Source organism: Acinetobacter sp. SK-43 (assembly GCF_015351505.1).
GTDB lineage: Bacteria > Pseudomonadota > Gammaproteobacteria > Pseudomonadales > Moraxellaceae > Acinetobacter > Acinetobacter junii.
Window position 1 is genome coordinate 1 of sequence record NZ_JADKPY010000041.1, and the last position, 19726, is coordinate 19726.

Genomic DNA, 19726 nt, shown 5'->3' on the forward strand with positions numbered 1-19726 from the left:
AGTTATTTAGATAAAAAACGTGAGGATTGGTCTGACTCGCAGATGAATACTACGGGGATGATGTTTATTGCTTCACCTTTCATGGTATGGGCGGATTACACTTGGGGGAAAACTCGAATATTATCGGTGGAGCTACCAATGCTACAGGTTTTACCTCTACGGTTTCGCCAAATAGTGATAAATGGCTTTATCGCATCAATTTGAATATTGGTTTTAGTTTCTAATTTTAGGTCCAAATGAAGAGTAATCATCATTACTCTTCATTCTTTAATAAGCAGAACAGTTGAATACCTATTTATTTACAACCTTCTCTACAACCTGATCCATTTCCATCGAATCATAATAGGCTAGGGTGTTTTTCGCAGTTAACTCACCATGACAGTGCTGACATGTGATGGTTGTTTTGGTCTTATGACCACAGTCTTTATGCAAATATTCCAAAATTGGATATTTATTATCTTCATTATGCCAATAATTGCCCCATGTCGTGACTGCCATAATAATTGGATAGAGGGCTAAACCTTTGTCTGTAAGTTTGTACTCGTAACGTTTTGGTGCTTCTTGATATAACACTTTTTCAAAAATTTTATTTTCAACTAAGCGATTCAAACGCTCAGTGAGTAAGTGCCGTGTAATACCGAGCTGTTTTTGAAAATCATCAAAACGACGTGTGCGAAGAAAAGCATTGCGGATAATCAAGAGTGTCCATCGATCACCGAAAATCGATAAGCTACGCGCAATAGGGCAACTCATTTCACCCAATTCATGCCATTTCATGTTTAACCTCTATTGATTCGCTTTGAGATAAGCAGATCGCTATGACTGTAATTGAACGTAGATAATCATAACGTTGACAAATTATCTTAGCATAGATAAGGTATTGTTAATAAGTTCTAAATTAGAACTAATGTTATTGCAGTCGTAAATGTACGATTTACTCTTAAAAAGGAAACTTCAATGAATCCATTAAAAATGACAGGTTTGGAAATCATGCAAGCATTTGTTCAAGGTCATTTTCCTGAGCCAGGAATTGCAAAGACAATGCCGATGAAACCTGTAGAGGTTGAACAGGGACGAATCGTATTTAGTGCGATTGCTGATGAACGACATACCAATCCATTAGGCGGTGTGCATGGTGGTTTTGCAGCAACAATTTTGGATTCAGTCACAGGTTGTGCAACACATACAGTATTGGCTGCGGGTGAGTCATATGGCACAACAGACCTTAATATCAAAATGTGTCGTCCGATTCCATTTAATACTCCGTTGATTGCAGAAGGAAAAGTCATCAATGTTGGGCGTAATCTTGTGATTTCAGAGGGTTATATCCGCGATGAGGATGGAAAATTGTATGCACATGCAACTGCAACAAATATGATTATTCGCCGTTCGGCGTGATTTTAAGATTATTGTTTTGAATGGACTTGAACTTGTTATGATAGCCATGTGAAACATCATAAAAATATGTTCAGTTCATTCAAATGAGATATAAAAATGTCAAACTCTATTGTTCTACATCAGTGGGAAATTTCACCTTTTTGTCAAAAAGTTTCACGGATGTTGAAGTTTAAGGGTATTCCTTTTGAAACAATAAATTACAACGGCTTACTGGGTAGCAAAGTCCCTTTGCTGAGTAAAGTCGGCAAGTTACCTGTCGTGGATATTAATGGGGAACGAGTTCAAGATAGCACTCGAATTGCACGTTATTTAGATCAACACTTTCCCGAGCTTCCTCGGCTTTATCCTGAAGATCCTATGCAATGTGCTTACGCAGAGCTTTGGGAAGATTGGGCAGATGAAGTCTTGTATTTTTATGAAGTGCATTTTCGTGTAAGTGATAAAAAGCGTTCAATCAAGTTGTTGAAATCAGCTCAGAAGGTCGTCCTGCATTTGAAAAGCATTTAATGAAACCATTACTGAAATCGGCATTGGGTTTTCAAGTAAAGATGCAAGGTATAGGTCGTATGGCTCAAGCCGATATTGAAGCTGAATTTACTAGACACTTAAAACGTATTGAGTTGGTTTTAAATCAGACAGGTTGGTTGGTTGGAGATCAGCAGACGATTGCTGATATAGCAGTTGCATCTCAACTTCTAGAAATTGTTAGAACTAGCCAAAAATTTGGTGCACAAATATTAGGCTTTGCAAATATTTCAAAATGGCTCGATAATTTTTAATTTATTGATTTAAATAAAAAAGCAAAGCCGAGGCTTTGCTTTTTTATGATTGAATGATCAGCTTAGATTTTGCTAATCAAATCATTGATTTGTTTTGCTTGTTCAGCAGCATTACCTGTATATGTAGCAGGAGTAAGCTCTGCTAAACGAGCACGTTCATCAGCTGGAACTTGAAGAAGTTCATCACCATTAACGAAGTTCACCATCATTTCACGTGTCATTGCTTGACCACGAGTAAGTGCTTTTAGTTTTTCGTAAGGTTTTTCAACATTATAACGACGCATTACTGTTTGGATCGGTTCAGCAAGAACTTCTTGTGCTTGGTCTAAATCTTCATTTAAACGGTTAGCATTGAGTTCAAGTTTACCAATACCTTTTAAGCAAGCATCAAAAGCAATCAAGCTTTGTGCAAAACCAACACCCATGTTACGAAGAACAGTTGAGTCAGTTAAGTCACGCTGCCAACGAGAAACTGGAAGTTTTTCACCTAAGTGACCCAATACCGCATTTGCAATACCTAAGTTACCTTCTGAGTTTTCGAAGTCGATAGGGTTTACTTTATGAGGCATTGTTGAAGAACCAACTTCACCGTCTTTTAATTTTTGCTTGAAGTAACCAAGAGAGATATAGCCCCAAACATCACGGTTAAAGTCGATCAAGATCGTGTTATAACGACGTAATGCATCAAACAATTCAGCCATGTAATCATGTGGCTCGATTTGAGTGGTGTATGGGTTGAAGCTTAGACCTAAAGATTCAACAAATGCTTGTGCATGTGCAGCCCAATCAATTTCTGGATAAGCAGAAAGGTGAGCATTGTAGTTACCTACTGCACCATTGATTTTGCCCAATAATTCAACATTTTCAAATTGCTTGATTTGGCGCGCTAAACGATAAGCAACGTTCGCCATTTCTTTACCCAAAGTTGTTGGGCTAGCAGTTTGACCATGAGTACGAGATAACATTGGCTGTTCAGCATGTGTTGTAGCTAAAGCTGAAATCGCGTTCAGAATTTGCTTCATGCTTGAAACAAGAACTTCACGACCATTTTTAAGCATTAATGCATGAGACAAGTTGTTGATGTCTTCAGATGTACATGCAAAGTGAATGAATTCGCCCGCATTTTTTAATTCATCAATATTGGCAATTTTTTCTTTAAGGAAATATTCAACTGCTTTTACATCATGGTTAGTTGTACGTTCAATTTCTTTAATGCGGTTTGCATCTTCTTCAGAAAAATTAGTCACAATCGCATCTAAAGCAGCATTCGTTTCAGCAGAAAATGCAGGTACTTCGATGATTTCTGCACGATTTGCAAGTGCTTGTAACCAACGCACTTCAACAGTAACACGAGCGTGGATTAAACCAAACTCAGACAAAAAAGGGCGTAGCGCATCGCATTTGCTCGCATAACGTCCATCAAGTGGTGAGAGTGCGGTTAAAGCATTCATACAGATTCCTTAAAGTTTGTCTCCCTTGCAGAACTTTATTTATTCCTCAAGAGAGATTTATAGAGGTTGTAAAACGGTATAAAAAATTTGCTCTAGCATAGGTTTAAACGACCTGATACTGCAAACGAGCAAGAGCTTGAATATCTTGTAAAAGCTTACGTTTACTAAAGATCATACTCCATGAGCTACCGCCCAGTTGTCGCCATAAATGCGCAAGTTGTAGACCTGTAAAGAGGCAAGCACGGATTCGATTTGTATGATTCATATCTTTAAAAGCTTCAGCATTACCACGGACAAGGATACGTGGATTAATTTGCCCAGCAGTTTCAACGTAGGTCTGAGCTAAATTGGCAATAATACTTGGGTGCAAATAGTTATTATCGAAAAAAGACAACTGTTTTAGGATTTTTTGTTGAGCCGTTTCGATAATTTTTACGTATTCAGGATTGCTATAAACTTTCTTTTCCAACTGCAATAATGCCATAGCATAGGGCATTGGAAGTTTAGCTGTCGAAAGTTTAGGAACTCGGGATTTTGGTGCAGTATTAAATGGTTGAGTAATACAACCTTCTAATGTTTTTAAACCGAGTGAAATATCCGCCAGTTGATTAAAGAAATCTAAAGTTTGAGTCGCATTGTTGGTCGCTGGGCGAATATTTAAACTTGCTTTGATCAGTAGTTCAAAATAAAAATTACCACTATCTCCAATACTCTGCTGTCCTGCCATCGCAGTCATATGGGTCAGCTGAGTTGCTTGGAAGACAGCAGCCAATGCTAAAGCACGGTTTTGTCTTACATTCAACGCTTGGGTGTGCTGAAAGGGTAACTCCGCCATGCTTCGATTCCAATATCCTTAAATAAAATCTGGTTGAGGTGCATCAGTATGGTGAATGACACCACCGCCTAAGCATACCTCTCCTGAGTAAAACACCACACTTTGCCCTGGAGTTACAGCACGTTGTGGTTCATCAAACTCAACTCGAATACCATTTTCTGTATGTTCGTCACGATAAATTGTACACGCTTGGTCAGGCTGACGATAACGAGTTTTTGCTGTGCATCGGAAACCCGTAGTTGGGATTTCTTGTTCACCCGCAACCCAATCAATCGTTTCACTCCAAAGCTGTTTACTTTGCATAAGTGGATGCTCATGACCTTGTCCAATGACGAGACGATTGTTGGCAATGTCTTTGTGAAGTACGAACCATGCACCTTCTTGCGCACCTTTCATACCACCGATACCGATGCCACCGCGTTGACCGAGCGTATAGTACATTAAGCCGTGATGTTCACCAACTTCTTTGCCGTTGTCTAAGACAATTTTTCCAGCTTGAGCAGGAAGATATTGTTTAAGAAAGTTGGTAAATCGACGTTCACCAATAAAACAAATACCAGTTGAGTCCTTTTTCTTCGCTGTTGCTAAATCAAGTTGTTCAGCAATGCGACGAACTTCAGGCTTTTCGATTTCACCGACAGGGAACAGCGTCTTATTGATTTCACGACCATGCACTGCATGTAAGAAATAAGTCTGGTCTTTATTATTATCCACACCACGTAATAATGGTGCATAGGTTTCACCACGAGAGTTTTGTGTGCTTACACCACGACGTGCATAGTGACCTGTTGCTATAAAATCTGCACCCAAAGTCATAGCATGGTCGAGGAACGCACGGAACTTAATCTCTTTATTACATAGAATATCTGGGTTTGGAGTACGACCTGCTGCGTATTCAGCTAAGAAATGCTCAAACACACGATCCCAATATTCCATGGCAAAGTTTGCGGTGTGCAGTTTAATTCCAATCTTGTCTGCAACGGCTTGTGCATCTGCTAAATCTTCAAGGGCTGTGCAGTATTCCGTACCATCATCTTCTTCCCAATTTTTCATGAAAAGACCTTCAACTTGATATCCTTGTTGAAGTAAAAGCGCGGCAGAAACAGAGGAGTCTACACCACCAGACATACCGACGATGACACGTTGTTGCATCTAATTAAGCATCCAAATGAGAAGTTAATGAGGGAGAGAAAGGGTGCTCATAAATAAGCGATAAAGGATATTTCTTACCAGCGAGGGCATCTTCAATTACTTTTAAAACTAATGGGCTTCGCGCACGAGCGGATTCTTGTAGCTCTTCTAAACTCATCCAAACTGCACCGACAATATCGATATCTAGTTGTGCATTTTCCTCAACCGAGGTGACATGTGCCAAGAAGCAAAAACGATAATATGTGCGATCTGGAAACATGGGAGGGGTATAGGTATAGATTCCAAGCAAATGATCTATTTCTACATGATGACCTGTTTCTTCTAAGGTTTCACGGATCGCTGCTTCAATAATCGTTTCACCGCATTCGATATGACCAGCAGGTTGATTAAACACGGTATGTACAAAGCCTTCGCTGTGTTCTTCAACAAACAGAAAACGTCCGTCTTTTTCAACTACAGTGGCGACTGTGACATGAGGTGTCCAAGCGGTCATAGAAAGCACCATGATTTTAAAAAATGTATTCTACAAAATTTGAGAGTTTTTGGCTATGGTGGCTGAATCATAGATTTAGCCACCAACTGCTTTAATCAGGTTTAATTTTACTATTAATAAATTTTCGTAGTCTCTTTGCCGATTGGCATGCTGGATCAGTATCACCATATTTACAACTATAATTGAGAACATTTAAAGCTTTTTTATAGTTAGGTTCAGTATTTTCCTCAGAAATTAATTGGTCTGCAAACATGGTGCATCCCCAAGGATCACGCCAGTCACAAGTTTTCTCAAATGTTGAAAAAATACACTTTTTTTGTTCAGTGGTTAAGTGTTCTGTGAAGTTCAACATTCCAGCAGCCCTATTGGTACAACCAGAGGCGATACCAAGCTCACAACTTCTTTGAAATACTTGTTCGGCTGGAAGTTTATAATTTGCTTCTTGTAATGATAACGCCACTAAATAACAGGCCACTGCATCATTTTCCAGACAAGATTGATAGCATTTAAATTTATTGTTTTCACAAGTAGATATTATATCTCTGTATGAATTTGATAAAGGAGTTTGTTGAGATGGAGATGTATAGGCTGGGCATTTATTTAAATTATTAGTAAAAACTTGATGATGCTTTAAATCACTTGCTATGAAACTCAATGAAGCTACTTCAGTTGTTGCATAATGAGAATCGGTACTCATGATTTCACTATCAGATTTATAGTGAGAGCATGAAGTTAAGACATTAATCGTTAATATAGATAAACCCAAATATATTGTTGTTCTATTCATAATCATCCGTGGTTTTCGTTAATATTATAAACAGAATTAATAAATTAGTTTTGTTTATAATCATTCTTCACTTTTACATAATTTTGCGCTGAATAAGGTAAAAATGCTTTTTCTTTATCTGTGAGAGGGCGGACTTGCTGGACTGGGCTACCCACATACAAATAACCACTTTTTAAGACTTTACGTGGCGGCACAAGACTACCAGCACCAATCATGACATCATCTTCAATAATCACGTCATCTAAAACAACGGTATTAATACCGATCAAGACACGATTGCCAATAGTACAACCATGTAATGTCACATGATGACCTACAGTCACATCATCACCAATTACTAAAGGTGAACCATTTGGTTTGGATTGATTTTTATGACTGACATGTAACATACAATGATCTTGTACATTACTATTTCTACCAATCTGAATCGAATTGACATCACCGCGAATAACGGCAAAAGGCCAAACTGAAACATTCTCAGCTAACTTGACATCCCCGATGACTACTGACATTTCATCAATATAACAACTCGTATCAATATCAGGGTAATGATCTAAATAAGGACGAATATTTTTAGCCATGAGAAAATACAATAAATAATTTGCATGAATTATAAAATAAAAAAGCATTCATACTAAATAGCATGAATGCTTGATTAGCTTGTTTACTCTAAGAATTAGAATAAGTTGCTAAGGAACTGTTTGATATGGTCGATTATACGAGCAAAGAAGCCTGCTTCTTCAACAGGTTTTAATGCAACTAGTGGTTTTTCAGCAATCACTTTTCCATCAAGACTTGCAACTAATTTACCTACAACTTGACCTTTAGCCAAAGGTGCATTCAGTTTTGGTTGAACGACGATTTGAGTTTTGATTTTATCAGCTTGACCTTTAGGCATAGTTACGTTGAAGTTTTCAGCCAAACCGATTTGAACTTCATCTTCTTTACCAAACCATACTTTTGCTTTTGCTAAAACTTGATTTGCTGGTTGAACATTAGCAGTTTCAAAGTTTGCAAAACCCCAAGCCAATAATGTACGAGTTTGGCTCGCACGTTCATTCATGCTTGGTGTACCAAAAATCACAGAAATCAAACGCATAGGACCACGTTTGCTTGATGTTGTTAAACAGTAACCAGCTTCTTCAGTATGACCTGTTTTTAAACCATCTACACTTGGGTCTGTGTAGAGAAGGGCATTACGGTTACCTTGTTTGATACCGTTAAATGTAAATTCTTTTTCAGAGTAAATTGGGTAATACTTTGAGCTGTCTTTAATAATATGCTGAGCAAGAACTGCCATATCTTTTGCAGTTGAGTAATGACCATCAGCAGGCATACCTGTTGAGTTTATAAAGTGTGTATTTACCATTCCAACGCGTTTAGCTTCTTGGTTCATCATGTGGGCGAATGTACCTTCATTGCCGGCAATATGTTCAGCCATTGCTTTAGAAGCATCATTACCTGATTGGATGATAATACCGCGAAGCATTTCTAGAACAGTTGCTGTTCCATTAAGCGGTACATACATACATGATTCTGTACTACTTCCACGACACCACGCAGATTCATTCATGCGTACTTGTTCGTTTTCAGTCAATTCCCCCTTCAAAAGTTTCTGCTCAATGATGTAGCTTGTCATCATTTTAGTCATTGAAGCAGGTGCAAGTTTTTCATTTTCATTTTTTGCAGCGAGAATCTGTCCTGTCTCATAATCCATTAATACATAGGATTTATTATTTAGTTCTGGTGGAGCAGATAGGACAGTTGCTGCATATGAAAAGCTTGGCAAAAGTAATAATGCAGCAAGAGCGCTTTTTTGATTCATTCTAGATCGTTCCAATATCTTGTGTGAAGCAGAAGAGCCTAGCATTTTAGGACAAAGCAAAGCCGACTTCTATGGGGGAAGTCGGCTTTTTAACACAGTATTGTAACGAATCGGTTACTTAGAATAATAATTTCGAACATCGTCGCAAATTTGACGATTATCTTCATCAGATGCGGCTTTTGCATCATTACGTGCTTCTGTCAAAGCAGCCTGAAAATCTTTACTTTTTGCGCGCTTATTGAGTACATCAACAGCTTTTGGATCATTATCTAAATAGGCTTTAACAAGATTGTCGTAGGCTTTATTAAACTTAAGATCTTTGCCGATTAATGGAGGGCAAATTTCAGAAAGCACATAAATTGCAGCTAACTCTTGTTGAGTGACATTTTCTGAGGTCGGAGTAACTTCAATTTTTTCGGTTTCTGATTTTTTTTCTGCTGCATAAGTGGTTGCAGAAAATGCAGTAGACGCTAAGAGAAATGATAAACCCAGTGTTTTTAAAACATTTTTAGTCATAAGAAATCAAACTCAAAAACAAGACTTAAAGAATTTGAATAACTTATAGCATAACTGAGATTGAAATTTGTATCTTTGCTGTAGAAACAATGGAGAAAATGTGATCTTAAATCTTAGAAATAAAACCACATTTACCTAGATCAAAGCTTATTCTTCGAAATTAAGGACATCTTCACATACTGATTTTTGTTCTGATTTCTCAACTTCTGTTGCAGCAGAACGTGCATCTTTGAGCAGACTTTGAAATTCAGCATCTTTTTGTAAGCTTTCTATAGATGCAGTCTTGTCCGAGTAGTTACTTAAATAAGAACCGACCATCTTTTTGATGTTTTGGTCAAATTTTGCATTCTTACCGATGAGGTTTGGACACATTTCGATAAGTACTTGTGCATTTGCAATATCATCTTTGATTAATGCATCTGCTTCTTTGACTGAAACCGCTTCGTCAGCAAATGCTACAGATGCTGCTACAAGTGTGAAACTCACCCCAAAAAATCGAATAAAATTAGATAAATGTCTCATGGCAATGTAAATTTCTAATACTAAGAAGTTATAAATATATATAATTCTATGAATAATTCAATTGAAAAAACTCCCTAGTAATATTTGAAGAGACTGGAATTTAGTGAATATTTTAATTGCAAATGATGATGGTGTTTTTGCCCCAGGGCTACAAGCTTTAGCGCAGGCCTTAAAGCCATTAGGTCGAGTGGTTGTGGTTGCACCTGAAAGTGAGCGGAGTGGTTATTCTAGTGCTTTGACATTAGATCGTCCTTTGCGACCAGTTCAAATCTCTGAAGACGTCTGGGCAGTGAATGGAACGCCTGCGGACTGTGTTTATTTGTCAATGAATGGTCTATTTGATTTTGAATTTGATCTGGTTTTGAGCGGTATCAATAGCGGTGCAAATCTTGGTGATGATGTATTGTACTCAGGTACGGTAGGAGCTGCATTTGAAGGACGGTTAATGAAACATCCTGCGATTGCTGTTTCTTTGGCAGGTTCAAATGTTCGATCATATGAACACCCTCAGCATTATGCGCAAGCAGCACAATGGGTCCATGACTTTATTGCAAATGGATTACCTATTTTACCACCTCGTCATATTTTTAATATTAATATTCCAGATGTGGCTCAAATCCAAGGTACAAAAGTGACGTATCAAGGGCGAAGAGCGCAATCTAAACCTGTAAGTAGTCATGTTGACCCTCGAGGAAGACAAGTTTATTGGATTGGATTAGCTGGAGAGGCAGTAACTGATCCTCAGGCTGTTTCTAGCAATATTCAATCAGATTTTTTTGCAGTGTCGAATGGTTATGTCAGTGTTACTCCAATTCAAATGGATGCAACGAACTACGCGATTTTAGATAATTTACATGTTCTTGTTAATGGTTAGCGGTTGCTATGTTATAACTTTGTGAATATAGAAAGTGAGAACTCGTTTTTTTTCACTTTTTTGATACTCTTAGGCGCAAATATAATTCAGGTTTCGATGAGGGTGAAGATGCATTCAAACCAAGTCTCGATTTTTCTAACAAAGAAAATGATTAAAACAATCCTATTGTCTTTATCAGTAGCAACGACAGTAATTGTGACGGGGTGTGCATCTAAACCACAATATAAAGGTGGTGCACGCTACGTGAATGCACCTAATTACTATACAGTGCGTTCAGGGGATACACTGAGTGGGATCGCAAACCGCTATGGTTTGAACTACTTAGATATTGCTGCACTGAATGATATTGCAGCTCCATATCGAATTTATGTGAATCAGTCACTAAGACTTAAAGGCTCAGTCAGTCAGCGTACTACGTCGACGCAGGCGATCACTCAAGCAACTCCTATCCAACGTCAAACGATTAATTTACCGACTCAACAGCCAGTTGTACCAAAAACACCTGTTATTACGCCAACACCTGTCAATCCACCAACTGCTTCAACTTTAGCATCGGGTTTACGCTGGGTAAAACCTAGCAACGGTCCTGTGATTCAAGGTTTTAATTTGGCAGGTAATGTCAAAGGGACTCGATATGGTGGAAATGAGGGTGATCCAGTATATGCAGCAGCAAATGGTCAAGTTGTATATGCAGCGGATGGTCTAAAAGAATACGGTAACTTGGTTCTGATCAAGCATATTGATGGTTACATTACTGCTTATGCACATAACAGTAAAATGTTGGTGAAAAGCGGTGACAATGTGACGGCTGGTCAAAAGATTGCTGAAATGGGTTCTTCAGGAGCGACTAGAGTCATGCTGGAATTCCAAGTTAGATTAGATGGTAAACCTGTTAATCCAACCACTGTTTTACCTAACTAAATATACATCATTATTTGTTTAACAAACTTTCAACAAATTGTTAAGAATCTCTAGTCTAGGAGTAGACTTCTCTGTATACTCATATTGATTGCTGTAATTAGAACAATAAGCATATTAATAATTTGAGAGGGAAGTCTATGCTAGATCAGTTGCGTGCAATGGGGGTCTTTGCGTGCGTTGTTGAAAAAAGTTCATTTAGCGGTGCTGCTAGAGAACTGGGAATTACAACAAGCGCAGTCAGTCAACAAATCCGTTCTTTAGAACAAGATATGGATGTGACTTTGCTTCATCGTTCTACACGAAAATTAAGCCTTACAGAAGCGGGTCAAGCATTCTTTTTAAGCTGTCAAGAAATGCTTGCAGCAGCAGAGCGTGGCAAAATTCGTATCAATCAATTGCGCGATGATTTAGTCGGTGACTTACGTATTGCAACGACACCAGAACTCGGTGCGCTTCATGTTATTCCAGCGCTTTCTCACTGGATGTCTGCACACAAAGCACTTGCAATCCATTTTGAAGCCGATCACCGTTATATTGATTTAATTGAAGAGCGAATTGATATTGCAATACGCATGAGCCTCAAAATCGATGATCATCAGTTAACAGCAGTGCCATTAGCACGAGTTGATCAGGTGCTTGTTGCTTCACCAAGTTATCTAAACCAAGCCCCTCCGATTTCGAGACCAGAAGATTTACGTCATCATGAATTGTTGCCTGTGACTTTAATGCAAAATTATCAGCATTTCTCATTTCGTCATGGTTTAAGTGGGGAAGTGGTAAATATCGATATGAAAACACGCTTAAGTACAAATAACGTGTTTGTTGCAAAATCATTGTGCCAGCAAGGGCATGGGATCGCGCGTATTCTATATATGGATATCCAAAAAGAGTTAGTGAATGGGTCTTTAGTTGAGGTATTACCTGATTGGAATATGCCAGCATATACCTTACATGCATTGACCTCGAAACGTGAACAATACCCAATGAAAGTCCATCGTTGTATAGACGCCTTAAAACAATATTTTTCTCAGCTTCCTGGTGGGCGTTCCTTGCAGGGCGTAGCCTAAATAAAAAAGCCATGTTCTCATCAGAACATGGCTTTTTTCCATCTTATTTTTTCTTGTGTTTACGCAGCGATTTTAAGTTTTTCGCTTGTGCGGTTGACTCTTCAGCTGCTTTTGAATCTACTTCATCTTTTTTGGTTTTTTTACGCTTTTTCTTTTTCTTTGGTTCATCATCTTCTACAGCTTCACCATCTTCAATCGCTTGCCAATACTCAAGTTGTTCCATCACAGCAGCATAGATTGAGTTTTTGCTATATCGACCTTTTTTGTCTAGTGTTCCAACAGGACGGGCCATCAGGATTTCTAAAGCTTGGTCAATCGTGTCAATTGCATGAACATGGAATTGACCACTATTAACAGCATCAATAACGTCTTGGCGTAGCATTAGATGTTGCATGTTTTGACGAGGGATAATAACCCCTTGCTTACCTGTTAGTCCTTGCAATTTACAAGCATCATAAAAACCTTCAATTTTGGCATTTACGCCGCCGATAGGTTGTACTTGTCCTAGTTGGTTCATAGAGCCTGTGATAGCCCAAGACTGATCAATTGGGATTTGACAAATAGCCGAAATTAAAGCAGAAAGTTCGGCAACTGTTGCGCTGTCACCATCAACTTGTCCATAACTTTGTTCGAATGCAAGAGCAGCAGAGAAGTGTAGGATCTGTTCACGACCAAAATGAGCTTTAAGGAAACTAGCCATGAGGAGTACGCCTTTTGCGTGTAGAGAACCACCAAGTTCTACACTTCGCTCAATATCAAGAATATCTCCACCACCTTGATAGACAGAAGCAGTTAAACGTGATGGGAGACCAAACTCAACATCAGCATAATGAATAACAGATAGGGCATTAATTTGACCTAAGCGATGCCCCGAAGTCTCAATTAATTGAGTACCTCGTGATAAGTCTTGCCAATAAAGCTCTCGTAAATAACCCAAACGGTATTGGCGATGATGTAATGCTTGATTGACATGTTGATCTGTTACGATTTTATCGCCACTCTTAAAAGCGTGATGATGTGCTTCACGAATCAAATCACCCAGTGTCGAAGCATGAAGCGATAAGGAGCTTTGATCTTCAGCTTGACGACTAGAGTCAGTTAACAGTGCAGCGAGAGCAGAGCGATCAAAAGGTAAAAGTTTATCTGCTTGAACATAATCAGCAATAAGCTGCATATATGCTTGTTCGTTGCTGTCATTACGTTGTAATGTATCTGTAAAATCAGCACGAATTTTAAATACACTGCCAAGTTCTGGTTCTACTTCTAAAATTTCATAATAAATTTCAGGTTCAGCCAGTAATACGACTTTAATATCTAGTGGAACAGCGGCAGGTTCAATCGAAATACTACCTGTCAATGTCAGCATATGTTCCAAAGACGATAGTTTGAGTTGCCCTGACTTTAATGCGCGTTTTAAACCTTGCCAAGCGTAGGGTTGTTCCAGCAATTGCTCAGCTTCAAGCATAAGGAAACCACCATTTGCATGGTGTAATGAGCCTGGACGAATTAATGTAAAATCTGTCGTAATTGTGCCGTTGTGAGTGAGCTGCTCGACATGTCCAAGTAAGTTGTAATGGGTTGGGAAGTCTTCAAAAATAACAGGAGCACCACTATTCGGTTTATTGGCAATAATGACATTGGCTTGATATCTTGAAGGAACGCGATTGAACAAAGCAGGCGTGAAATCATCTTCCTCTTGTTCTAAGATCAGTTCAACGTTTTCAATAACATCTTCAGCGTAATGCTTTAAATATTCTTCTAAACCTTTAACATCTTTATTTTTATTTAAAATTTGTTCCATGCGAGGTAGAACAACTTGTGCTGCGATATCTCTATTTAAAAGTGAAACTTTATCTCGAGCATCATCTTCAAGATCGCCTAGATGTAAGCCTAAACGCTCTAATTTTTTCTCCATATAGCGGATATTAGAGCTTAGTTCAGAACGTTCTTTTTGGCTTAAAGCATCAATATCATGCTGTGTTAATTCTTGATATTCATTGTCGATCAATTGCATCGGCACGAAAACATGCTTGTCATTTCTTGAAATGAGTTTTAAGTCGAGTTCTGCGCCTTCTTTGGTTAATTCGGACAGTGCTTGTTGTTGTACATCACCCGTGTCTTGACGAATACGTTCAATTCGATTGTGATAGGTCTCTGCACTAAAGCGACGTTCTAATTGTTTAAGAATGGTTTGCCAAGTTTGTTGAAGTGCTGCTTGAAACTTTACGCCTTGTCCAGCAGGAAAGCGTAGTGCGATAGGTTGTCTAGGATTTTTAAAATTATTGACATACACCCAGTCATCAGGTGTTGGCATCGTTTTGGCATGCTGTTGCAGTAAACGTTTGATCATCGTTCGTTTGCCAAGTCCAGCAGTTCCGACAGCAAAAATATTGTAACCTGAATAAGGCAGAGAGATTCCAGCTTCAACAGAGGCACGTGCTCGATCTTGCCCTAAAAAATTGTTGAGCGGTTTGATTCGTTTCGTCGAATTCGGAATTTTGAGTAGGTCTGGAACATGAGTGAGTTGTTCCGAAGCTAGCGAGGTTCTTTTTAATGTTTCTTGTATATCCGTCTGGTCAAAAGCGCTTGGAAAGGTATTTAAATTTGCTGTAGTTGTGTTTGTTGGTGTTAAAGAAAGTGCAGTTGCAGTCATTTGATCAAGTTTTTGGGTCACTATTGATATCCAACAAATAAACGATAATTGAAATTAGAACTATAGATGCATCTAAACATATCTCATGACTTGCGAACAAAGATAAATGGTGTGATTCATCATTTAACATTCGGTGTCAATTTGGTTAGATTTCGCAGATGTTTAGAAGTATTTATAACTTCTGTTAAAGGTATACAGTTTTAGGTCTAAAGATCAAGCGAACTTGTGTTTTTTATCGACAAAACAAAACAATCGTTGCACAAAGCAACTTGCAAGCGAACACAAGAAACGATTGAATAGGCACATTCAGGCATGTTCATGGAAAATAATAACCAATGACAACACAAACCACAGGTTGGGCATCTGCATTTAAAGCATTTTTAGATCGCCGTGCTTTGATTATGTTATTTTTAGGTTTCTCAGCGGGGATACCAATTTTACTCATTTTTTCTAGCTTATCTTTATGGCTAGGTGAGGCAGGAATTGAAAAAAGTGCAGTAACTTTTTTTAGTTGGGCTGCATTAGGCTATTCTTTTAAATTTGTTTGGGCACCATTAATTGATGAGTTGCCTGTCCCATTTCTAACACGCACATTAGGGCGACGTCGAGCATGGCTGTTAATTGCACAGTGTTTAATTATATGTGCGATTTGTATCATGGCATTTTCAGACCCAGCTCTTGGTCAAAGTTATATTATTCAAATGGCGGTTGGGGCAGTATTACTTGGCTTTTCCGCAGCTACGCAAGATATTGTGATTGATGCCTATCGTATCGAGTTAGCTGAAACAGAAATGCAAACTGTCTTAGCATCGACATACAATGCAGGTTATCGCATCGGAATGATTGTTGCTGGTGCTGGTGCATTATTTCTTGCGGCTTACTTAGGAACTGCCAAGGGAAATTATATCTACGAAGCTTGGAAGTATACTTATTTAGCCATGGCAGCAGTCATGAGTGTCGGTATCATCACTACTCTAAGTATTCGTGAACCACAAGTAAATCGAATTTATAAAGACTATAAAAAGACAGATTATTATCGTTTGGTATTGGTATTTTTTGTTGCTGTTGCAAGTTTTGTCGTGAGCTATATCTATTCAGGTAATCTCACAAATTACATCACCACTTCGGCTGAGATTAAAGATACCGCAGCTTTATTTGGTTTAGAAGCGCTTCGCTTTTTGACCGCAACTGCAGTCGCATTATTGGTTGGCTCTGGGTTAGTAAAGGTTGGTGTCGTAAATCAGCAGATGGCGAAAGAAACATGGGTTGCGCCGATTCTTGATTTCTTCAAACGCTACGGTCTGAAACTCGCTTTAGTATTATTACTACTTATTGGTTTTTTTAGAATTTCAGACATTATTGCTGGCGTCATTTCAAATGTTTTTTATCAGGACTTGAATTTTACTAAAGAGCAAATTGCTGAAGCAGTAAAAATATATGGTGTTTTATTTAGCCTTGTCGGTGGCTTTCTTGGAGGCTTGTTGGCACAGCGAATGAACATTATGAAGTTAATGTTTGTTGGTGCTGTTTTAGCCAGTTCTACCAATTTGATTTTTATCGGCTTGGTAAACTCAGGCAAACCTTTAGCTCAGGTTGAGGTACAAATCGCAGATAAGCATTATCAAGTAGATACGGATGAGGTGGGGTATTGGAAATTATCTGTACCAAGTGAACAGTTATTAAAATCAAAAGATATCCAAGTCACTAGTCAATATTTGCAAGAAGCGAACTCAAAGTTTCAATTAACAGTTCCATATCTGATTGCATCACAAAAGCCTCAGATTCAATTATTACCAATGAGTGGTAATGATCAACTTAGCTCAAATGATCTAAAGCAAAGTTTAGTTATTAAAGGTCAGCTTGCTGGCGTAAATGTTGATACATTAGACACAGAGCGTCCAGTTGTCATTATGGTTGACGATAAAGAAATTGTAGCTAAAGTTGATCCTCATGGAATATTCACTGGAGCAGTTGATGGGAAGGTTTTATTAAACTCTCCAACAAAGTTAGTTAAAGCTTCAGTTAATTTTAAAAACAACAACCAAACTGAATTAGCTACAAGTAGACCTTATTTTATTGATACAGCAACACATCCAGATTCCGCTTTAGATATGGATGTTCAGCCAGTGCAAGTAATCCAACCAGATCAAAAAAGCTCAGTTGAACTTTCTGGTAAAGTCATTAAAAGCTACAGTACCTTATGGTTATATTTGGCGATTATTATGGATAATTTAGCATCTGGATTGGCTGGTGCAGCATTCATTGCTTTTTTATCAAGTTTAACCAGTGTTTCATTTACAGCGGTTCAATACGCAATTTTTAGTTCTTTAATGACATTAACGCCAAAACTATTGGGTGGTTATTCAGGAACAATCGTGAGTAATATTGGTTATCCAAATTTCTTTTTAATGACGACTTTAATCGGTATTCCGATTCTAATTTTAGTAGTTTGGGTTGCGAAATTATTACGTGATCATGAACGAAACCAAACAACACAACAGACAGGTGAATAACTATGCGCATGTTACATACAATGCTACGAGTCGGTAATTTAGAACAATCTCTCAAGTTCTATACTGAAGTGCTTGGTATGCAATTACTTCGCAAACGTGATTACGAAGAAGGACGTTTTACACTCGCATTTGTGGGTTACGGTGATGAGCAGAACAATACGGTTCTTGAATTAACTCATAATTGGGATACATCTAGTTATGATTTAGGCAATGCTTATGGTCATATCGCAATTGGTGTTGATGATGCTTATAAAGCATGTGAAGAGATTAAAGCTCGTGGCGGTAAGATCGTCCGTGAAGCTGGGCCAATGAAAGGTGGTGTGACGGTCATTGCTTTTGTTGAAGATCCCGATGGCTACAAAGTTGAACTTATTCAACAAGATCAGAATGCAAGAAATAATTAGTTTTAATGCGTTAGACTGAGGTCTAATTATTTAAAAACTAGCTTTATTTATAGAGCTCAGTATGATGGTTTGATCAAATGGTCAACAATATCATATTGGGCTTTTTTATTATTTTGAGGGTAGGTCAGGTAAAGAATTATGTTGAAGTTATTAGCACTAGATCGCTTTACGATTTTATTGGTACTCATGGTCTTATTAGCCACATTGTTACCCATATCAGGTCAGCTTGCTTATTATTTTAATATTTTAACGACAGTCGCAATAGCCGTTCTTTTCTTTTTACATGGTGCAAAATTATCACGTGAAGCTGTCATAGAGGGAATGTTGCATTGGAGAATGCATGCCTTAGTCTTTATTTTTACTTTTTTGATTTTCCCATTGATTGGACTTTTGTCGAGACCTGTTTTAGAACCAGTATTGGGGCAACAGTTATATTGGGGCTTTTTGTTTATGTGTTTCTTACCTTCCACGGTTCAGTCTTCGATTGCATTTACGTCTATGGCTAAAGGGAATGTAGCGGGTGCAGTGTGCAGTGCTTCCTTTTCTAATATTATAGGCATGTTTATCACACCGATTTTGGTCAGCTATTTTATCTTAGGGCAAAGTCAACATGATTTTGACCCGACAAAATCAATTGTACAAATTACATTATTGCTGCTTGTGCCATTTATATTAGGTCAATTATTAAGACCATTTATTTTCCCACAAATGCGTAAATTTCCGAGCGTTGTAAAGGTTTTTGATCAGGGTTCAATCCTCATGGTTGTTTATGGCGCATTTAGTAGCGCAGTTGTCGCTGGTCTATGGCAACAAGTAAGCGGAATTACATTGATTTATTTAACACTGGCATGTTCAGTTTTACTTACCGTAGTAATGTTACTTGCATTGTATTTGCCTAAATGGTTGGGATTCAATCAGGCGGATCAAATTACGATTTTCTTTTGTAGTTCTAAAAAAACTTTAGCGAGTGGTGTTCCAATGGCTCAAATTCTTTTTATTGGGCAGCCTTTGGGGATGATTGTATTACCCATCATGATTTTCCACCAAATTCAGTTGATGGTTTGTGGGGTAATTGCGAATCATTGGTCAAAATCAATGCAGGAATAGTTCGCAAAATATAATTTATTCGCGTATAATCTGCGCCACTTGTTGGCTTTGCTCTGACCTAAGATGTCTCGGTGAGTCAAAAGAAATGGTCTGTTGTGGTATTGATCTGCGAGTATTAAAACTCTGCTTTCCTCATCTTGAGAGTGATCAATTGCGATAACAGCTTAAGCCTTTCTTACTAAATAGGAGCATCGACCATGCGCGCCGATATTCACCCTAAATACGAAAAATTAGTTGCTACTTGCTCATGCGGTAACGTAATCGAAACTCGTTCTGCACTTGGTAAAGAAACTCTTTATCTTGACGTATGTTCAGCTTGCCACCCATTCTATACTGGTAAACAAAAGAATGTAGATACTGGTGGTCGTATCGACAAGTTCAAACAACGTTTCTCTGGTATGTCACGTTCTATCAAACGTTAATATCAAG

General features: G+C 38.2%; 19 protein-coding genes and 2 pseudogenes. 10 read left to right on the forward strand and 11 right to left on the reverse strand.

Going from position 1 to position 19726, the window contains the following annotated elements:
• Window positions 1-224, forward strand: a pseudogene (locus IRT38_RS09010) (hypothetical protein); the annotation flags it as partial.
• A gap of 67 nt (window positions 225-291) precedes the next feature.
• On the opposite strand, the gene IRT38_RS09015 reads toward IRT38_RS09010, so the two are convergent.
• Window positions 292-777, reverse strand: a complete 486-nt coding sequence (locus tag IRT38_RS09015) for a winged helix-turn-helix transcriptional regulator (RefSeq protein ID WP_194597491.1) — start codon at window positions 775-777, stop codon at window positions 292-294.
• 180 nt (window positions 778-957) lie between these two features.
• Here IRT38_RS09015 and IRT38_RS09020 point away from each other — a divergent pair, with 180 nt between their 5' ends.
• A complete protein-coding gene (locus IRT38_RS09020) occupies window positions 958-1398 on the forward strand; it encodes a PaaI family thioesterase (RefSeq protein WP_194597492.1) in 441 nt (146 codons plus the stop codon).
• 96 nt (window positions 1399-1494) lie between these two features.
• A pseudogene (locus IRT38_RS09025) lies at window positions 1495-2177 on the forward strand (glutathione S-transferase family protein).
• A 62-nt stretch (window positions 2178-2239) separates the two neighbouring features.
• Here the strand turns inward: IRT38_RS09025 and purB are convergent.
• The 9 genes from purB to IRT38_RS09070 form a co-directional block, all read right to left on the reverse strand.
• Entirely contained in the window at window positions 2240-3628 is a 1389-nt protein-coding gene (gene purB, locus IRT38_RS09030; protein ID WP_004953312.1) for an adenylosuccinate lyase, read from the reverse strand.
• Between the two features lie 103 nt (window positions 3629-3731).
• A complete protein-coding gene (gene hflD / locus IRT38_RS09035) occupies window positions 3732-4463 on the reverse strand; it encodes a high frequency lysogenization protein HflD (protein ID WP_194597493.1) in 732 nt (243 codons plus the stop codon).
• An 18-nt stretch (window positions 4464-4481) separates the two neighbouring features.
• Window positions 4482-5615, reverse strand: a complete 1134-nt coding sequence (gene mnmA / locus IRT38_RS09040) for a tRNA 2-thiouridine(34) synthase MnmA (protein WP_194597494.1) — start codon at window positions 5613-5615, stop codon at window positions 4482-4484.
• 4 nt (window positions 5616-5619) lie between these two features.
• A complete protein-coding gene (locus tag IRT38_RS09045; protein WP_020899799.1) occupies window positions 5620-6108 on the reverse strand; it encodes an NUDIX hydrolase in 489 nt (162 codons plus the stop codon).
• Between the two features lie 91 nt (window positions 6109-6199).
• Window positions 6200-6895 (reverse strand): hypothetical protein, encoded by a 696-nt coding sequence (locus tag IRT38_RS09050; protein ID WP_194597495.1) that lies wholly within the window; start codon window positions 6893-6895, stop codon window positions 6200-6202.
• Window positions 6896-6939: 44 nt separating this feature from the next.
• Window positions 6940-7476 (reverse strand): gamma carbonic anhydrase family protein, encoded by a 537-nt coding sequence (locus tag IRT38_RS09055; protein WP_004913144.1) that lies wholly within the window; start codon window positions 7474-7476, stop codon window positions 6940-6942.
• Between the two features lie 95 nt (window positions 7477-7571).
• Entirely contained in the window at window positions 7572-8720 is a 1149-nt protein-coding gene (gene dacC / locus IRT38_RS09060; protein WP_151958735.1) for a D-alanyl-D-alanine carboxypeptidase PBP5/6, read from the reverse strand.
• A gap of 114 nt (window positions 8721-8834) precedes the next feature.
• Entirely contained in the window at window positions 8835-9236 is a 402-nt protein-coding gene (locus IRT38_RS09065) for an MCR_0457 family protein (RefSeq protein ID WP_004959481.1), read from the reverse strand.
• Window positions 9237-9383: 147 nt separating this feature from the next.
• A complete protein-coding gene (locus IRT38_RS09070) occupies window positions 9384-9758 on the reverse strand; it encodes an MCR_0457 family protein (protein ID WP_004953330.1) in 375 nt (124 codons plus the stop codon).
• A 103-nt stretch (window positions 9759-9861) separates the two neighbouring features.
• Between IRT38_RS09070 and surE the strand changes: the two genes are divergently transcribed.
• From surE to IRT38_RS09085, 3 genes are all read left to right on the forward strand, one after another.
• Entirely contained in the window at window positions 9862-10632 is a 771-nt protein-coding gene (gene surE, locus IRT38_RS09075; RefSeq protein ID WP_194597496.1) for a 5'/3'-nucleotidase SurE, read from the forward strand.
• A gap of 108 nt (window positions 10633-10740) precedes the next feature.
• Window positions 10741-11553, forward strand: a complete 813-nt coding sequence (locus IRT38_RS09080) for a peptidoglycan DD-metalloendopeptidase family protein (protein ID WP_194597497.1) — start codon at window positions 10741-10743, stop codon at window positions 11551-11553.
• A gap of 137 nt (window positions 11554-11690) precedes the next feature.
• A complete protein-coding gene (locus IRT38_RS09085; protein ID WP_194597498.1) occupies window positions 11691-12620 on the forward strand; it encodes a LysR family transcriptional regulator in 930 nt (309 codons plus the stop codon).
• Between the two features lie 43 nt (window positions 12621-12663).
• Here the strand turns inward: IRT38_RS09085 and IRT38_RS09090 are convergent, their stop codons facing one another.
• Complete coding sequence (locus IRT38_RS09090) at window positions 12664-15294, reverse strand: Lon protease family protein (protein WP_125298319.1); 2631 nt, start codon at window positions 15292-15294, stop codon at window positions 12664-12666.
• Window positions 15295-15608: 314 nt separating this feature from the next.
• On the opposite strand from IRT38_RS09090, the gene IRT38_RS09095 reads away from it, so the two are divergent.
• The 4 genes from IRT38_RS09095 to rpmE all read left to right on the forward strand — a co-directional run bounded on the left by IRT38_RS09095 (window position 15609) and on the right by rpmE (window position 19719).
• On the forward strand, window positions 15609-17786 hold the full coding sequence (locus IRT38_RS09095; RefSeq protein WP_194597499.1) for an AmpG family muropeptide MFS transporter: 2178 nt from the start codon (window positions 15609-15611) through the stop codon (window positions 17784-17786).
• Between the two features lie 2 nt (window positions 17787-17788).
• Entirely contained in the window at window positions 17789-18190 is a 402-nt protein-coding gene (gene gloA / locus IRT38_RS09100; RefSeq protein ID WP_004953337.1) for a lactoylglutathione lyase, read from the forward strand.
• A 138-nt stretch (window positions 18191-18328) separates the two neighbouring features.
• Window positions 18329-19297, forward strand: coding sequence for a bile acid:sodium symporter family protein (locus IRT38_RS09105; RefSeq protein WP_042891922.1), 969 nt, complete (start codon window positions 18329-18331; stop codon window positions 19295-19297).
• Between the two features lie 197 nt (window positions 19298-19494).
• Window positions 19495-19719 carry a 50S ribosomal protein L31 gene (gene rpmE / locus IRT38_RS09110; RefSeq protein ID WP_004662919.1) on the forward strand — a complete coding sequence of 75 codons (225 nt, stop codon included), beginning with the start codon at window positions 19495-19497 and terminating at the stop codon, window positions 19717-19719.
• Window positions 19720-19726: the final 7 nt, after the last annotated feature.

Excerpts from the sequence above, each read along its gene's own strand:
- IRT38_RS09015 (WP_194597491.1), bottom strand. The coding sequence starts at position 777 with ATGAAATGGCATGAATTGGGTGAAATGAGTTGCCCTATTGCGCGTAGC.
- IRT38_RS09020 (WP_194597492.1), top strand. The coding sequence starts at position 958 with ATGAATCCATTAAAAATGACAGGTTTGGAAATCATGCAAGCATTTGTT.
- purB (WP_004953312.1), bottom strand. The coding sequence starts at position 3,628 with ATGAATGCTTTAACCGCACTCTCACCACTTGATGGACGTTATGCGAGC.
- hflD (WP_194597493.1), bottom strand. The coding sequence starts at position 4,463 with ATGGCGGAGTTACCCTTTCAGCACACCCAAGCGTTGAATGTAAGACAA.
- mnmA (WP_194597494.1), bottom strand. The coding sequence starts at position 5,615 with ATGCAACAACGTGTCATCGTCGGTATGTCTGGTGGTGTAGACTCCTCT.
- IRT38_RS09045 (WP_020899799.1), bottom strand. The coding sequence starts at position 6,108 with ATGACCGCTTGGACACCTCATGTCACAGTCGCCACTGTAGTTGAAAAA.
- IRT38_RS09050 (WP_194597495.1), bottom strand. The coding sequence starts at position 6,895 with ATGAATAGAACAACAATATATTTGGGTTTATCTATATTAACGATTAAT.
- IRT38_RS09055 (WP_004913144.1), bottom strand. The coding sequence starts at position 7,476 with ATGGCTAAAAATATTCGTCCTTATTTAGATCATTACCCTGATATTGAT.
- dacC (WP_151958735.1), bottom strand. The coding sequence starts at position 8,720 with ATGAATCAAAAAAGCGCTCTTGCTGCATTATTACTTTTGCCAAGCTTT.
- IRT38_RS09065 (WP_004959481.1), bottom strand. The coding sequence starts at position 9,236 with ATGACTAAAAATGTTTTAAAAACACTGGGTTTATCATTTCTCTTAGCG.
- IRT38_RS09070 (WP_004953330.1), bottom strand. The coding sequence starts at position 9,758 with ATGAGACATTTATCTAATTTTATTCGATTTTTTGGGGTGAGTTTCACA.
- IRT38_RS09080 (WP_194597497.1), top strand. The coding sequence starts at position 10,741 with ATGCATTCAAACCAAGTCTCGATTTTTCTAACAAAGAAAATGATTAAA.
- IRT38_RS09085 (WP_194597498.1), top strand. The coding sequence starts at position 11,691 with ATGCTAGATCAGTTGCGTGCAATGGGGGTCTTTGCGTGCGTTGTTGAA.
- IRT38_RS09095 (WP_194597499.1), top strand. The coding sequence starts at position 15,609 with ATGACAACACAAACCACAGGTTGGGCATCTGCATTTAAAGCATTTTTA.
- gloA (WP_004953337.1), top strand. The coding sequence starts at position 17,789 with ATGCGCATGTTACATACAATGCTACGAGTCGGTAATTTAGAACAATCT.
- IRT38_RS09105 (WP_042891922.1), top strand. The coding sequence starts at position 18,329 with ATGTTGAAGTTATTAGCACTAGATCGCTTTACGATTTTATTGGTACTC.
- rpmE (WP_004662919.1), top strand. The coding sequence starts at position 19,495 with ATGCGCGCCGATATTCACCCTAAATACGAAAAATTAGTTGCTACTTGC.